The organism is Actinomadura sp. NPDC049382 (assembly GCF_040677125.1).
Classification (GTDB): Bacteria; Actinomycetota; Actinomycetes; order Streptosporangiales; family Streptosporangiaceae; genus Spirillospora; species Spirillospora geliboluensis.
In genome coordinates, this window is record NZ_JBFARO010000013.1 from 1 (window position 1) to 14,201 (window position 14,201).

The window sequence follows — 14,201 nt, forward strand, 5'->3', positions numbered from 1 at the left end:
CCGTGGCAAACGTGTTCGGCCTCTGCCGGGCCTGCCGGCGCGCCGCCGCCCGGGCCGCCCGCGCCCGGCCGGCCGGCGCCGGCTCACGACCCGAGGACGGTCGCGAGGCGGCGCACGCCCTCGGCCAGCTCCGGCTCCCCGGCCGCCGTCCCGTAGCTGAGCCGCAGGTACGGGGCGGGGGCCTCGGCGGGGAAGAACGGCCGGCCCGCGCTGACCAGGACCCCGGCGCGCAGCGCGGCCTCGGCCACGGCCGCGTCGTCGGCGCCGTCCGGCAGCCGGGCCCATACGTGCAGGCCGCCCGCCGGGCGGTTCACCCGCAGCTCCGGCAGATCGCGGGCGAGCGCGCCGAGCAGCGCGTCCCGGCGCGCCGGCAGCGCCGCACGGACGGCCCGCAGATGGCGCGGCCAGCCCGGCGAGCTGACGAGTTCGAGCAGCGTCTCCTGGAGCGGCCGGGCCGGGAAGAACTCCTCGACGAGCTGCGTCGCGCGGATCCGCGCGGCCACCGGCCCCCGGGCGGCCACCGCCGCGATCCGCAGGCTGGGCGCGGTCGCCTTCGTCAGCGACGCGATGTGCACGACGCGGCCGTCGGCGTCGTCGGCGATCAGCGGCGGCGGGGGCGGGACGATGCCGAGGTGCCGGGCGAAGTCGTCCTCCACCACGAAGGCGCCCGCCGCCCGCGCCACGTCCAGCACCCGCGCGCGCCGCTCGGCGCTCAGCACCGCCCCGGTCGGGTTGTGGAAGGCCGGCTGGCAGTACAGGACGCGCGCGCCGCTCAGCGCGAACGCCTCGGCGAGCAGGTCGGGACGGATCCCGTCCGCGTCCATCGGGACCGGCACCGGGTGCAGCCCGCTCGCCCGCGCGACCGACAGCACGCCGAGGTAGGTCGGCGACTCCACCAGCAGGGGCGCGCCGGGCGGCAGCAGCGCCCGCAGCACCGTCGTCAGCGACTGCTGGCCGCCGCTGGTGATCAGCACGTCGGCGGGGGTGACGGCGCCGCCGATCGTCCGGGCGAACCAGGCGCGCAGCTCCGGCAGCCCGCCGAGCGGCGGCATCGCCCAGGCGTCCGGGCGCCGGGCGGCCCGCGCCGCCGCCGTGGCGAGCGCCCGGACCGGCTGCAGCGCGGGGTGCGGGTAGCCGCCGCTGAGCGGCACCACGCCGTCGGGCGGCGGGGTGAGCAGCCACGACACACCGGACGGGTCCACGGCGCGGTCGCCGAGCGTCACCGCCTGCCAGCCGAAGTCGGCGGGCTCGGCGGCGGGCCGGCGGCGCTCGGCGGCGAACGCACCGCTACCCGGACGCGTCACCACCAGCCCCTCGGCGGACAGCTGCCCGAGGGCCCGCGACACCGTGACCGGACTGACCCGGTGCCGCTCCACCAGCGCACGGCTCGACGGCAGCCGCTCGCCGGGGTTCATGCGGCGGACGTCGGCGCGCAGCGCGTCGGCGAGCGCCGCCACACTGCTATCGTCTTTCATGAAGACTAAGGATAGCGCTACTGTCACCGCGCCGATAGCGGACGCCCCCCGCGGAGCGGGTCTCCGGCTCGCCGCGCTCGGCGTCCTGGCCTTCTCGTTCACCCTCCCGGGCACGGTCTTCGCGCTGGACGGGCTCGACCCGTACCTGGTCGGCGTCGGCCGCTCCGCCGCCGCGGCCGCCCTCGCCGCCGTCGCGCTGCTGGCGGTGCGCGCCCGCCCGCCGCGCCGCGACCAGTGGGCCGGGCTCGCGGTCGCCGCCGCCGGCGTGGTGTTCGGGTTCCCGGTGCTGTCCACGCTCGCGCTCGACCAGGGCGCCTCCTCCGCGCACGCGGCCGTCGTGGTCGGGCTGCTGCCCGCCGCCACCGCCGTGTGCGGCGTGCTGCGCGCGGGGGAGCGGCCCTCCGGGGCGTTCTGGCTCGCGGGCGCGGCGGGCACCGCCTGCGTCACCGGCTTCACCGCGGTCCGCGGCGGCGGCCACTTCACCCCCGCCGACCTGCTGCTGTTCGGCGCCCTCGTGGCCGCCGCCGCCGGGTACACCGAGGGCGGGCGGCTGGCCCGGGACATGCCCGGCTGGCGCGTGATCTCCTGGGCGCTGCTGCTGGCCGCGCCGATCACCGTCCCGGTCACCGGATGGCTGCTCGCCGCGACCGACCCCGTGTGGACGGGACGCGCCGTGCTCGGTTTCGGCTACGTCGCCGCCGTCTCCGCCTACCTGGGCTTCTTCGCCTGGTACGAGGGCCTCGCGCGGGCCGGGATCGCGCGCGGCGGCCAGGTGCAGCTCGCGCAGCCGATGCTGACCCTGCTCTGGTCCGGGCTCCTGCTCGGCGAGGCGGTCGACGCCGCGACCGCGCTGGCCGCCGTCGCCGTGCTGGTCTGCGTGGCGCTCACCCAGCGCGCCCGCGTGCGGATCAGTCCTTGACGATCTGGGCCAGCAGCGTCACGACGCCGACGCCGACGCCGATCGGGATCGCGAACCGCGGGGCGGCGGCGGTGAGGACCGCCGCGCCGATCGCCACGATGATGATCACTAGGGCCCGCGTGCTGATCAGGGGCCGCGGCTGCCCGTGCTCGGGGGACACCTGCTCCGGCGGCACATGCTCCGGTGGTACTCGCATGCCGGTTCGACCTCCATCCGGACGGACGGTGAGGATCGGGGCGGCTCCCCGTCGGGACGACGGGCGACACCGCTGAGTCGCCTCGTCACCACAGGATTCCCCGGATGTCAACGGCTGGAGCGCGCGGCGCGCGATCACGTCCCAACCGTGATCGTTTCATGGGGGATCGCTGGTACGGGGCGTCCGAAGCACCCCGCGGATCCGAGATCATTACGTGATGAAGCGTAAAGGGCGGGTTACGGGTGCTCTGGGCGGTCTGGTGCGCTGGACCGGGTGGGCGGCGGCCTACGTGCTCGGCATCGCGGCGCTCGTCTTCGCCGGCGCCTGGGTCTGGTGGCAGCCCGAGCCGGAGGCGCGGGGCACCGAGCTGAACGGGCTGTGGGCCCGGCACCAGTGGGTGGGGGAGCCGCACACCGACGCCGAGTACCGCGCGCTCGGCGACCTGCTGAAGCGCAACCACATCAGCGACGTGTTCTTCCACACGGGCCCGTTCGAGGCGGACGGGACGGTGCCCGCCGCGAAGTACCGCTACGCGCGGCAGCTCATCCAGGCGATGCGGAAGTACGCGCCCGGCGTCCGCGCGCAGGCGTACCTGGGGCAGATCCGCGTGGTGGAGGGCAAGGGCGTCATCGACCTCGACGACGCGGCCGTCCGGGAGAGGGTCCTGGAGACCGACGCGGCCTTCCTGGACCTCGGCTTCGACGGCATCCACTACGACTTCGAGCCGATCTACCCCGACGACGACGCGTTCATGGCGCTCATGGACCGCACCCGCGAGCTGACCCGCTCGCGCGGCAGGCTGCTGTCGGTGGCGCTGGAGCAGCCGACGCTCTTCGACGGCCTGCAGCCCGTCTACAAGGCGCTGATCCCGCGCACGGGCGCGGTGCACTACCCACCGCGCCCGACCAAGGAGTTCCTGCGCGCGGTCGCCGGCCGCGCCGACCAGGTCGCGATCATGACCTACGACGTGTCGCTGCCGACCGAGGCCCTCGCCGGATGGCACTACGCCCGGCACACCCGGGCGACGCTGGAGCTCATCGGCGACCGCACGTCCGTGTTCATCGGCGTCCCCACCTACCGCCCCCTGATGGACTGGGCGGAGGACCTGCCGGTCGCGCTGCGCGGCGTCCGGCGCGGCCTCGACCAGCTGGAGCGCGCGCCCAAGCGCCCGTACGGCGTCGGCGTGTACGCGGGCTGGACGACCGAGCCCGGCGAGTGGGCCCACTTCCGTTCCACCTGGCTGCCCCGGGGGACAGGAAGTGTTAGCGGTTGAGAAACCCGGCCCGCGACGTTTCCGTTCGCTTGAACGTGCAGGTAGAAAGGGTTGGGTAGCCCTTCATCTCCCGGGGTATTGCCCGGTGCGGAAGTCAAGCAGAGACCAGCGGACGGCAAAGGAAGTGAGGGCGAGGCCATGGGAGCTCAGTGGACCGCGCGGCGCGACGCCGACCGGATCGGCGAGCTGTCGGCCGAGTTCGCCGGCTGGCGGATCGGGCGGGGCGGGTCCGGCCTCTGGTGGGCCGTCCGCGGCAACGATCTCGTGCGCACTCCCGACGTCGAGGAGCTGCGTGTCCGGTTGCACGAGATGACCACGGGGTCACGTTATGCGATCGAGTCCGGGAAGTGGCCGGACTGACCCCGTAACGCCGCTTTTGCGTGCCACGATGTGGAGGTGGGAGCCGCCGCCACGCGTACCCCCGAGCGTGTGGCGGCGGCTTCTCCCTTTTTCGGGCGACGTTATGTACGACCTGCGGGTCCAAGAGGAACGGCCGGAACGGTACCGTTCGTTGCATGGCACCCAGCACAACGACTGACGCTCCGTTTGGACGGATGCTGACCGCCATGGTCACCCCGTTCCTGCCCGACGGCGGCGTCGACTACGACGGCGCCGCGCGCCTCGCGACCCACCTGGTCGACGAGCGGCGCCACGACGGCCTCGTCGTCAACGGGACGACGGGCGAGTCGCCCACGACGAGCGACGACGAGAAGAGCAAGCTTCTGCGCGCGGTCATCGAGGCGGTCGGCGACCGCGCCGTGATCGTCGCCGGTGCCGGGACGAACCACACCGAGCACACCCTGAAACTCGCCCGGCAGGCCGAGGCCGCCGGCGCGCACGGGCTGCTCGTGGTCACGCCCTACTACAACAAGCCCCCGCAGGAGGGCCTCGTCCGCCACTTCACCGCCGTGGCCGACGCGACGGGCCTGCCCTGCATGCTGTACGACATCCCGGGGCGCGCCGGGGTGCCGATCGAGAACGACACGCTCGTCCAGCTCGCCGACCACCCGCGGATCATCGCCGTCAAGGACGCCAAGGGCGACCTGTTCGGCGCGTCGCGGGTGATGGCCGCGACCGACCTGGTCTGGTACTCCGGCGACGACAACCTCAACCTGCCCTGGCTGTCGGTCGGCGCGGCGGGGTTCGTCAGCGTGGTCGGACATGTCGTCGGCGTCGAACTCCATGAGATGATCGACGCATACCGCGCCGGTGAGCACGGGCGGGCGCTGGAGATCCACCGGCGGCTGCTGCCCGTGGTCACCGCCATCATGACCCGAACGCAGGGCGCCATCGCCGTCAAGGCAGCGCTGAACCTGCTCGGCCTTCCCGGAGGCGGCGCGCTCCGCGCGCCGCTGGTGGAGGCTACGCCGGAGTTCGCGGCGCGCCTGCGAGAAGACCTCACGATAGGGGGAGTCAAAGTGCCTGAGGTCGCCATGCCGGAGGTCGCCCGGTGAGTCATCCTCACCCGGAGCTGTCGGACCCGCCCGCGCCGCCCGAGGGCGGGCTGCGCATCGTCGCGCTCGGCGGGCTGGGGGAGATCGGCCGCAACATGACGGTGTTCGAGTACGGCGGACGCCTGCTCATCGTCGACTGCGGCGTGCTGTTCCCCGAGACCGAGCAGCCCGGCGTCGACCTGATCCTGCCCGACTTCGAATACATCAGGGACCGCCTCGACGACGTCGAGGCGGTCGTCCTCACGCACGGCCACGAAGACCACATCGGCGCCGTCCCCTACCTGCTGCGCGAACGCCGCGACATCCCCCTCGTCGGCTCCAAGCTCACGCTCGCGCTGCTGGAGGCCAAGCTCACCGAGCACCGCATCAAACCGGTCACCGACGTGGTCGTGGAGGGCGAGCGCCGCGTCTTCGGGCCGTTCGACTGCGAGTTCCTCGCCGTCAACCACTCCATCCCGGACGCGCTCGCCGTGGCCGTCCGCACCCCCGCCGGGCTCGTCCTGCACACCGGCGACTTCAAGATGGACCAGCTCCCGCTGGACGGCCGGCTCACCGACCTGCCCGGCTTCGCCCGGCTCGGCGCCGAGGGCGTCGACCTGCTGATGGCCGACTCGACCAACGCCGAGGTGCCCGGGTTCGTCACCAGCGAGCGCAACATCGGCCCGGTCGTGGACGAGGTGTTCCGCACCGCGAAGGAGCGGCTCATCGTCGCCTGCTTCGCCTCCCACATCCACCGCGTGCAGCAGGTCCTGGACGCCGCCGTCGCCAACGGCCGCAAGGTCTGCTTCATCGGCCGGTCCATGGTCCGCAACATGGGCGTCGCGCGCGAACTCGGCTACCTCAACGTGCCCGACGGCATCATGGTCGAGCAGCGGGACCTGGACGACATCCCCGCCGACCGGCTGGTGCTGGTGTGCACCGGGTCGCAGGGCGAGCCGATGTCGGCGCTGTCGCGGATGGCGAACCGCGACCACTCGATCCGCATCACCGAGGGCGACACCGTCATGCTGGCGTCCTCGCTGATCCCCGGCAACGAGAACGCGGTCAACCGCGTCATCAACGGCCTGACCCGCTGGGGCGCCCGCGTCGTGCACAAGGGCAACGCGCTCGTGCACGTGTCCGGGCACGCCTCCGCCGGGGAGCTGCTGTACGTGCTGAACGTGACGAAGCCCGCCAACTTCGTCCCGATCCACGGCGAGTGGCGGCACCTGCGCGCGCACGCCAAGCTGGCCGCGCTCACCGGCGTCCCGGAGGAGGGCGTCGTCATCGCCGAGGACGGCGTCGTCGTCGACCTGGTGGACGGGCGCGCCAAGATCGTCGGCGCCGTCCCCGCCGGGTACGTGTACGTGGACGGCCTGTCGGTCGGCGAGATCACCGAGACCTCGCTGAAGGACCGGCGCATCCTCGGCGAGGAGGGGTTCGTCTCCATCGTCGTCGGCATCGACTCGACGTCCGGCAAGATCGTCGCCGGGCCGGAGGTGCACGCCCGCGGCGCCGGCATCGTCAACGAGGACTTCGACGAGATCATCGAGCGGATCGAGGGCGTGCTCCGGGACGCCGCCGGCGACGGGGTCAACGACCTGCACCAGATGAGCCAGCTCATCCGGCGCACCGTCGGCAAGTGGGTGAGCGACAACTACCGCCGCCGCCCGATGATCGTCCCGGTGGTCGTGGAGGTCTAGCGGACCGCGGCGGACGGCCGCGGGGCACCGCCTCCGGGCGGGGAGCCCCGCGGCCGTCCGATTCCCAACACGCCCCCGCGCCATCCCGGGAACCCCGAGGGTCCTTGGTTACTCTCATAACCATGGCCACACGTGCGTCCGGGGGCGCGAAGACCTCCTCCTCGCGCACGGGGGGCAGTGCGGCTCGCAAGCCCGCAGGTTCGACCCCCCGGAAGCGAACGAGCGGCGCCGCCAAGGGCGGCACCGCCAAGAGCGGCCGCGGCTCGGGGCGGGGGCGCCCCCCGCAGAAGCCCGATCCGATCTCCCAGGCCGTCCTCGGGTTCTTCAAGCTGCTGTTCAAGCTGTACCTGCTCGCCGCCGTCGCGGTCGGGTCGGTCTTCCGCGCCTACGGGCACGGGGCCCGCAACCTCGACCCCGAGCACCGGCGCGACGGCCTCGGGCTGGCGCTGCTCGGCTCCTCGATCGTGCTGGCCTCGGTGACCTGGTTCCGGCCGGACGGCGTCGTCACGATCGCGCTGGAGAAGGTGGTGCGCGGCGGGATCGGCATCCTGGCGATGGCGCTGCCCGTCCTGCTGGCGCTGCTGGCGTGGCGGACGCTGCGCCACCCCGAGCAGCACGAGGACACCGGCCGCGTCGTCATCGGCATCACCGCGCTCGGCGTCGGCGTGCTCGGCATCCTGCACATCGCCGCCGGGGTCCCGTCCCCGGCGGACGACATGGACGGCGTCCGCGAGTCCGGCGGCGTCGTCGGCTGGCTGGTGTCGGCGCCGCTGGACGCGGCGCTCAGCGGCTGGGTGGCCGTGCCGCTGCTGCTGCTCCTGTCCGGGTTCGGGCTGCTGGTCGTCACCGCGACGCCGATCGCGAAGGTCCCCGAGCGGGTCGCCGACCTGTGGGCGATGGCGACGCTGCAGGGCCGCCCGGAGCACCCGTCCGAGACCGCGGGCGAGGACGCGGAGGCGCCGAAGAAGCGGCGCCGCAAGAAGAAGCCCGAGACCGAGGACGGCGACGGCGAGCTGGAGGTCGGTGAGCACTCCCGGCCCTACGACACGCCGCTGCTGGAGGACGAGCCGAAGAAGGCCGCCCGGCCGCGCCGCGACCTCGCCGACGAGCTGTTCGAGCCCGACCCGTTCGGCGCCGACGTGCCGCCGCCCGCGCCGCCCCTCGACGACGAGGCGATGGACGGGGCGATGGACGGGGTGGCGGACGAGACCGCCGACGAGCATGCCGTCGGCCCCGCCGCGGCCGCGGACGCCCCCCACGAGGTGCCCGACCCGACGCCCGCGCCGCGCCGGTCCGAGCAGCTGCCGCTGTCGTCGTCCGGCGAGATCTACGTGCTGCCCGACCCGTCGGCGCTGCGGCCCGGCAGCGTGTCCAAGCCGCGGACGAAGGCCAACGACACGGTCGTGAACGCGCTGACCGGGGTGCTGGAGCAGTTCGACATCGACGCGCAGGTCACCGGGTTCACCCGGGGCCCGACGATCACCCGGTACGAGATCGAGCTGGGCCCGGCGGTGAAGGTCGAGAAGGTCACCGCGCTGACCAAGAACATCGCCTACGCGGTGAAGAGCGCCGACGTGCGGATCATCTCCCCGATCCCCGGCAAGTCGGCGATCGGGGTGGAGATCCCCAACACCGACAAGGACATCGTCAGCCTCGGCGACGTGCTGCGCTCGCCCGCCGCGACCAACGAGCACCACCCGATGATCGTCGGGCTCGGCAAGGACGTCGAGGGCCGCACGGTCGTGGCGAACCTGGCGAAGATGCCGCACATCCTCATCGCGGGCGCCACCGGCGCGGGCAAGTCGACGTGCATCAACGGGCTCATCACCTCGATCCTGATGCGCGCCACGCCCGACGAGGTGCGGATGATCCTCGTCGACCCCAAGCGGGTCGAGCTGACGATGTACCAGGGCATCCCGCACCTGATCACGCCGATCATCACCAACCCGAAGAAGGCCGCCGAGGCCCTCGAATGGGTCGTCGGCGAGATGGACCGCCGCTACGACGACCTGGCCGCGTCCGGGTACCGGCACATCGACGACTTCAACAAGGCGGTCAAGGCGGGCAAGCTCAAGCCGCCGCCCGGCAGCGAGCGCGTCTACACCCCGTACCCGTACATGCTCGTGATCGTGGACGAGCTGGCCGACCTGATGATGGTCGCGCCCCGCGACGTCGAGGACTCGGTCGTCCGCATCACCCAGCTCGCGCGCGCCGCCGGCATCCACCTGGTGCTCGCCACGCAGCGGCCGTCGGTGGACGTCGTCACCGGGCTCATCAAGGCGAACGTGCCGTCCCGGCTGGCGTTCGCGACGTCCTCGCTGTCCGACAGCCGCGTCATCCTCGACCAGCCGGGCGCGGAGAAGCTCGTCGGGCAGGGCGACGCGCTGTTCCTGCCGATGGGCGCGAGCAAGCCCATGCGCCTGCAGAACGCCTACGTCGCGGAGAAGGAGATCCACGGGATCGTCGACCACTGCAAGGGGCAGATGGAGGCGAACTACCGGGAGGACGTCGCCGAGGCGAACAAGCCGAAGAAGGAGATCGACGAGGAGATCGGCGACGACATGGACCTGCTCGTCCAGGCGATCGAGCTGGTCGTGTCGACCCAGTTCGGGTCGACGTCGATGCTCCAGCGCAAGCTCCGCGTCGGCTTCGCCAAGGCCGGCCGGCTGATGGACCTGATGGAGAGCCGCGACATCGTCGGGCCGAGCGAGGGATCCAAGGCGCGGGACGTGCTGGCCAAGCCGGACGACCTCCCCGGCGTGCTCGCGGAACTGCGCGGCGGCGGCTGACCGGAGAGGACGGGGCATTGCGGAATGATGCGAAATCTTGCCCTGTTTCGAACGTGTCGGCTGTCGCCGATCGGGCATGGCCGTTCCTAGACTGGTGTCCCGGAAGATCGGCCGCGAGCGCCCCCGAAGGAGGCCCGAGGTGAGCATCGGTGAGACCTTGGCGGAGGAGCGTCAGCGGGCCGGTCTCTCGGTGACACAGGTCAGTCTCCAGACCCGGATCCGGGAGACCGTGATCCGCGGCATGGAGGCCGACGACTTCTCGCTGTGCGGCGGCAACTTCTACGCCCGCGGCCACATCCGCAGCATCTCGCGGGTCATCGGCATCGACCCGGAGCCGCTGGTCGCCGAGTTCGACGCCGCGCACGGCGGCGCCCCGCAGCCGGTGTCGGCGGTCTCGGCGTTCGAGCCGGAGCAGCCCGTCGCGTTCCGCGAGCGCAAGGCGCCGAACTGGAGCGCCGCGATGGCGCTCGCGCTCGCCCTCGTCGTCATCTACGGCGTCGTGCAGGTGGTCGGGCACCGCGGCGGCGGCGAGGAGCGCACCGCCCGGCAGGTCGCCGGGACGCCGGCGCCGTCCGCGCACGCCCCGTCGTCCGCGCCGCCGAAGAGCGGCGCGCCGGTCGCGGAGGCGCCGCGCACCAAGGTCGACGTGCGCGTCCAGGCCAAGCGCACGACCTGGCTGAACGTCATCGGCGACAAGGGCGAGACGCTGTTCATCGGCACCCTGCACAAGGGCGACGAGAAGGACTTCACCGCCAAGAAGAAGGTCAAGCTGGTGGTCGGCGTCGGCGGCAGCGTCAACCTGACCGTCAACGGCAAGGACATCGGCTCGCCGGGCAAGGGCAAGGGCGTGCAGCGGCTCAGCTTCGACCGCAACGACCCCGAGCACGCCTGAGCGCGGGTGCGCGGACGCGGCGGCGCGCCCCGACCCCGCTGGCGCGCGAAGTCGCCCGGGCCCATTACCTTTAGGGGCATGTCCACTCGCCGCAAGGTCTCGCTCATCACGCTCGGCTGCGCCCGCAACGAGGTCGATTCCGAGGAGCTCGCCGCGCGCATCGAGGACGCGGGCTGGGACCTGACCGAGGGCGCCGACGGCGCGGACGTGGTCGTCGTCAACACCTGCGGGTTCATCGAGGCCGCCAAGAAGGACTCCATCGACACGCTGCTGGCCGCGCACGACTCCGGCGCCAAGGTCGTCGCGGCCGGGTGCATGGCCGAGCGGTACGGCAGGGAGCTGGCGGAGGCCCTGCCGGAGGCCGACGCCGTCCTCGGGTTCGACGACTACGCCGGCATCGGGGAGCGGCTCGACGACGTCATGGCGGGCCGCCGGCGCGACGCGCACACCCCGCGCGACCGCCGCACGCTGCTGCCGATCAGCCCGGTGGAGCGGTCGGCGTCCGCGGTGGCGGTCCCGGGGCACGGCGCGCCGGCGGACCTGCCGGCCGGGGTGGCGCCCGCGTCCGGCCCGCGGGTGCTGCGGCGGCGGCTCGGCGGCGGTCCGGTGGCGCCGCTGAAGCTGGCGTCCGGCTGCGACCGGCGCTGCACGTTCTGCGCGATCCCCGCGTTCCGCGGCGCGTACGTGTCGCGGCCGCCGGCGGAGGTGCTGGAGGAGGCGCGCTGGCTCGCCGGGCACGGCGTCCGCGAGCTGGTCCTCGTCAGCGAGAACTCGACGTCCTACGGCAAGGACCTCGGCGACCTGCGCGCGCTGGAGAAGCTGCTGCCGGGCCTCGCCGCCGTGGACGGGATCGAGCGGGTCCGGGTCAGCTACCTGCAGCCCGCCGAGACCCGCCCGGGGCTCATCGAGGCGATCTGCGGTACGCCGGGCGTCGCGCCCTACTTCGACATGTCGTTCCAGCACGCGAGCGGCCCGGTGCTGCGGTCGATGCGGCGGTTCGGCGACCGGGAGCGGTTCCTCGGGCTGCTCGGCCAGATCCGCGAGCTGGCCCCGGAGGCGGGCGTGCGGTCCAACTTCATCGTCGGCTTCCCCGGTGAGACCGAGGACGACTTCGAGGAGCTGGCGGAGTTCCTGTCCGCCGCGCGGCTGGACGCGGTCGGCGTGTTCGGCTACTCCGACGAGGACGGCACGGAGGCCGCGGACCTCGACGGCAAGCTCGACCCGGACGAGGTCGCCCGCCGCGTCGAGGAGCTGTCGGAGCTGGCCGAGGAGCTGACGTCCCAGCGCGCCGAGGACCGGATCGGCTCCACGGTCCGCGTCCTGCTGGAGGAGAAGGCCGACGGCGGCGGGTTCGAGGGCCGCGCCGAGCACCAGGCGCCGGAGGTGGACGGGACGGTCCTCGTGCGCGGCGACGGCCTCGCGCTGGGCGAGATCGTGGAGGCGCGCGTCATCGGCAGCGACGGCGTGGACCTGATCGCGGACATCGCATGACCGCCGGCGCCACGGAACCGGTCGCGGGCGCGCCCGACCCGCCGCAGGCGGGCGTCTGGAACATCGCCAACGCGCTGACGATGGTCCGGATCGCGCTCGTCCCGCTGTTCGTGTGGCTGCTGTTCCTGGACGGCACCGGCTGGCGGCTCGCCGCGTTCGCGGTGTTCGCCGCCGCCTCGATCACCGACAAGATCGACGGCGACATCGCGCGGGCCCGCGGCCTGGTCACCGACTTCGGCAAGATCGCCGACCCGATCGCCGACAAGGCGCTCACCGGCGCCGCGCTGGTCAGCCTGTCGGCGATGGGGGAGCTGTGGTGGTGGGTGACGGCCGTCATCATGGTCCGCGAGATCGGCATCACGGTGCTGCGCTTCGTCGTGATCCGGCACGGCGTGATCCCGGCCAGCAAGGGCGGGAAGCTGAAGACGATGCTGCAGGTCATCGCCATCGGCTTCTACATCCTGCCCGGCCCGCTCGACTATGTGCGGTGGCTGACGATGGGCGCCGCCCTCGCGGTCACGGTGGTGACCGGGGTCGACTACCTCGTCCGGGCGTGGCGGCTGCGCCGCGCGCCCGCGGCGTCCTGACCGCTAGGAGACCGCCAGTTCGTCGCCGACGCGCAGGACACCCGTCGCGCGGGGGACGCCGAGGCGGCCGAACATGATCTCGCGGGCGCCGTCGAAGCGGGCGGTGCGGTAGCGGGCGAGCGCGCGGAGCGGTCCTGGCGCGCGGCGGGCCGTCTCCTGGTCGGTGTTGATGATCACGCAGCGGCCCGTCGGCCGGACCAGCTCGATCTCGGCCGTGCCGCTGCGCAGCCGGGTGGCGGCGTCCTCCCCGTACGGGCCGAGGCCGCGCAGGACGATGTTGGGCCGGAACCGGGCCATCTGCAGGGGGTCCTCGACCCGCCGGTTGAGGTCGTCCAGCGACTCGGCGGACAGGACGGAGACCGGGTAGCCGTCGGCGAAGGTGAGCGTGCCGCCGCCGGTCAGGGTGGGCCGCGTGCCGGTGAACCGGACGAGGCGGCACGGGGTGCCGAGCGCGGCCGAGAACCAGCGGGCCGCCTCGTCGCCCTGGTCGACGCCCTGGCAGGGGCGCTTGTGGACGGTGACGTCGAGCGCCGGGCCGTCCACCGCCTCGCACACCAGCGGCATGTCCGCGAGCGGGCTGGAGACGGTGAGCTTGACGCCGTCGAAGTCGGGCCGGAGCAGGGCGAGTTCGGGGATCTCCCGCTGCGAGAGGTGCCGCCCGTCCGGGCGGACGAGCATGAACTCGCGGTCGTGCCGCAGCCCGTTCGGCGTCAGCTCGGCCTCGGCGAGCGCGACGCCGCCGGCGCTCTTGACGGGGAAGACGTTCAGTGCGGCCACGATGGCGATCATGTTCGGGACGGTACGTGCCCCGCGCCCGCGGCGGACAGGGGGAACGGCGATACTTGACGGCGATTCGTCAGCTTGGGAGCGAGGGGCCGTGACCGCAGGGGACTTCACGTACGCCGAGGTGGGCGCGACGCGGGACGCGGAACGGCCGGCGGGGTACCGGCACCTGCGCGAGCGCGTGCCGGTCGGGCACGGCGCGGCGGCGTTCCAGAACGCGGCGGACGCGGTCATGGAGTTCTGGATGCACCGGGCGCTCCCCGCCCGGGTGGACGCCTCCGCCGGGCGCGCGGCGCCCGGGGTGAGCGTCGTCGTCCGGCTCGGCGTCGGACCGCTGCGGGTGGCCGCGCCGTGCCGGATCGTGTGGACGCGGGAGGAGGAGCGCTACGCGGGCTGGGCGTACGGGACGCTGCCGGGCCATCCGCTGTCGGGGGAGGAGTCGTTCGTCGTGCACCGGGACGAGGAGGACGACGTGTGGCTGACGGTCACCCTGTTCAGCCGCGCCGCGACGGCCCCGGCGCGGCTGGCGGGCCCGCTCGTGCGGGTGTTCCAGCGGATGTACGTCCGCCGCTGCGGTGCCGTGCTGCGCCGCCTGTCGCGGCCGTGACGCCCGCGCGTGGGGCCGCGAGGCCACGCCCACCCCGGTCGTGGTCCCGCGGC

Annotated in this window: 13 protein-coding genes; 10 read left to right on the forward strand and 3 right to left on the reverse strand. The window is 73.5% G+C overall.

Translation table 11 applies throughout. From position 1 onward, the window contains the following. Positions 1-83 precede the first annotated feature (83 nt). A complete protein-coding gene (locus AB0K34_RS11305; protein ID WP_364547605.1) occupies positions 84-1,475 on the reverse strand; it encodes a PLP-dependent aminotransferase family protein in 1,392 nt (463 codons plus the stop codon). On the opposite strand from AB0K34_RS11305, the gene AB0K34_RS11310 reads away from it, so the two are divergent. Continuing rightward, positions 1,474-2,394: a DMT family transporter gene (locus AB0K34_RS11310; RefSeq protein WP_138633418.1), complete on the forward strand. Its 921-nt coding sequence runs from the start codon at positions 1,474-1,476 to the stop codon at positions 2,392-2,394. The genes AB0K34_RS11305 and AB0K34_RS11310 overlap by 2 nt on opposite strands. On the opposite strand, the gene AB0K34_RS11315 is transcribed toward AB0K34_RS11310, so the two are convergent. Next, positions 2,384-2,590 carry a hypothetical protein gene (locus AB0K34_RS11315; RefSeq protein ID WP_138633416.1) on the reverse strand — a complete coding sequence of 69 codons (207 nt, stop codon included), beginning with the start codon at positions 2,588-2,590 and terminating at the stop codon, positions 2,384-2,386. The two genes, AB0K34_RS11310 and AB0K34_RS11315, sit on opposite strands and share 11 nt — an antisense overlap. Before the next feature lie 217 nt (positions 2,591-2,807). On the opposite strand from AB0K34_RS11315, the gene AB0K34_RS11320 reads away from it, so the two are divergent. The 8 genes from AB0K34_RS11320 to AB0K34_RS11355 all read left to right on the forward strand — a co-directional run bounded on the left by AB0K34_RS11320 (position 2,808) and on the right by AB0K34_RS11355 (position 12,758). After that, a complete protein-coding gene (locus tag AB0K34_RS11320) occupies positions 2,808-3,863 on the forward strand; it encodes a hypothetical protein (protein ID WP_364547609.1) in 1,056 nt (351 codons plus the stop codon). 138 nt (positions 3,864-4,001) lie between these two features. Beyond that, complete coding sequence (locus AB0K34_RS11325; RefSeq protein ID WP_138633413.1) at positions 4,002-4,223, forward strand: hypothetical protein; 222 nt, start codon at positions 4,002-4,004, stop codon at positions 4,221-4,223. 155 nt (positions 4,224-4,378) lie between these two features. Next, complete coding sequence (dapA, locus tag AB0K34_RS11330; RefSeq protein ID WP_138633410.1) at positions 4,379-5,317, forward strand: 4-hydroxy-tetrahydrodipicolinate synthase; 939 nt, start codon at positions 4,379-4,381, stop codon at positions 5,315-5,317. Next, positions 5,314-6,999: a ribonuclease J gene (locus AB0K34_RS11335; RefSeq protein ID WP_138633408.1), complete on the forward strand. Its 1,686-nt coding sequence runs from the start codon at positions 5,314-5,316 to the stop codon at positions 6,997-6,999. Before dapA ends, AB0K34_RS11335 begins: the two co-directional genes overlap by 4 nt. 122 nt (positions 7,000-7,121) lie before the next feature. Then, positions 7,122-9,788, forward strand: a complete 2,667-nt coding sequence (locus AB0K34_RS11340; protein WP_364547613.1) for a DNA translocase FtsK — start codon at positions 7,122-7,124, stop codon at positions 9,786-9,788. Between the two features lie 139 nt (positions 9,789-9,927). Further along, complete coding sequence (locus AB0K34_RS11345) at positions 9,928-10,680, forward strand: helix-turn-helix domain-containing protein (RefSeq protein ID WP_138633402.1); 753 nt, start codon at positions 9,928-9,930, stop codon at positions 10,678-10,680. 78 nt (positions 10,681-10,758) lie between these two features. Further along, complete coding sequence (rimO, locus tag AB0K34_RS11350; protein ID WP_138633399.1) at positions 10,759-12,171, forward strand: 30S ribosomal protein S12 methylthiotransferase RimO; 1,413 nt, start codon at positions 10,759-10,761, stop codon at positions 12,169-12,171. Then, positions 12,168-12,758 (forward strand): CDP-alcohol phosphatidyltransferase family protein, encoded by a 591-nt coding sequence (locus tag AB0K34_RS11355; RefSeq protein ID WP_138633397.1) that lies wholly within the window; start codon positions 12,168-12,170, stop codon positions 12,756-12,758. Before rimO ends, AB0K34_RS11355 begins: the two co-directional genes overlap by 4 nt. Positions 12,759-12,761: 3 nt before the next feature. Here AB0K34_RS11355 and AB0K34_RS11360 read toward each other — a convergent pair whose 3' ends face one another. Next, positions 12,762-13,547: an MOSC N-terminal beta barrel domain-containing protein gene (locus AB0K34_RS11360; protein WP_138633394.1), complete on the reverse strand. Its 786-nt coding sequence runs from the start codon at positions 13,545-13,547 to the stop codon at positions 12,762-12,764. Between the two features lie 88 nt (positions 13,548-13,635). On the opposite strand from AB0K34_RS11360, the gene AB0K34_RS11365 reads away from it, so the two are divergent. Continuing rightward, positions 13,636-14,148 carry a DUF1990 domain-containing protein gene (locus AB0K34_RS11365; RefSeq protein ID WP_138633391.1) on the forward strand — a complete coding sequence of 171 codons (513 nt, stop codon included), beginning with the start codon at positions 13,636-13,638 and terminating at the stop codon, positions 14,146-14,148. The last annotated feature ends 53 nt before the right edge of the window (positions 14,149-14,201 follow it).

Bases quoted from the DNA above. Each gene is read 5' to 3' on its own strand.
- rimO (WP_138633399.1), top strand. From the start codon at position 10,759: ATGTCCACTCGCCGCAAGGTCTCGCTCATCACGCTCGGCTGCGCCCGC.
- AB0K34_RS11315 (WP_138633416.1), bottom strand. From the start codon at position 2,590: ATGCGAGTACCACCGGAGCATGTGCCGCCGGAGCAGGTGTCCCCCGAG.
- AB0K34_RS11305 (WP_364547605.1), bottom strand. From the start codon at position 1,475: ATGAAAGACGATAGCAGTGTGGCGGCGCTCGCCGACGCGCTGCGCGCC.
- AB0K34_RS11310 (WP_138633418.1), top strand. From the start codon at position 1,474: ATGAAGACTAAGGATAGCGCTACTGTCACCGCGCCGATAGCGGACGCC.
- AB0K34_RS11355 (WP_138633397.1), top strand. From the start codon at position 12,168: ATGACCGCCGGCGCCACGGAACCGGTCGCGGGCGCGCCCGACCCGCCG.
- dapA (WP_138633410.1), top strand. From the start codon at position 4,379: ATGGCACCCAGCACAACGACTGACGCTCCGTTTGGACGGATGCTGACC.
- AB0K34_RS11320 (WP_364547609.1), top strand. From the start codon at position 2,808: ATGAAGCGTAAAGGGCGGGTTACGGGTGCTCTGGGCGGTCTGGTGCGC.
- AB0K34_RS11360 (WP_138633394.1), bottom strand. From the start codon at position 13,547: ATGATCGCCATCGTGGCCGCACTGAACGTCTTCCCCGTCAAGAGCGCC.
- AB0K34_RS11340 (WP_364547613.1), top strand. From the start codon at position 7,122: ATGGCCACACGTGCGTCCGGGGGCGCGAAGACCTCCTCCTCGCGCACG.
- AB0K34_RS11325 (WP_138633413.1), top strand. From the start codon at position 4,002: ATGGGAGCTCAGTGGACCGCGCGGCGCGACGCCGACCGGATCGGCGAG.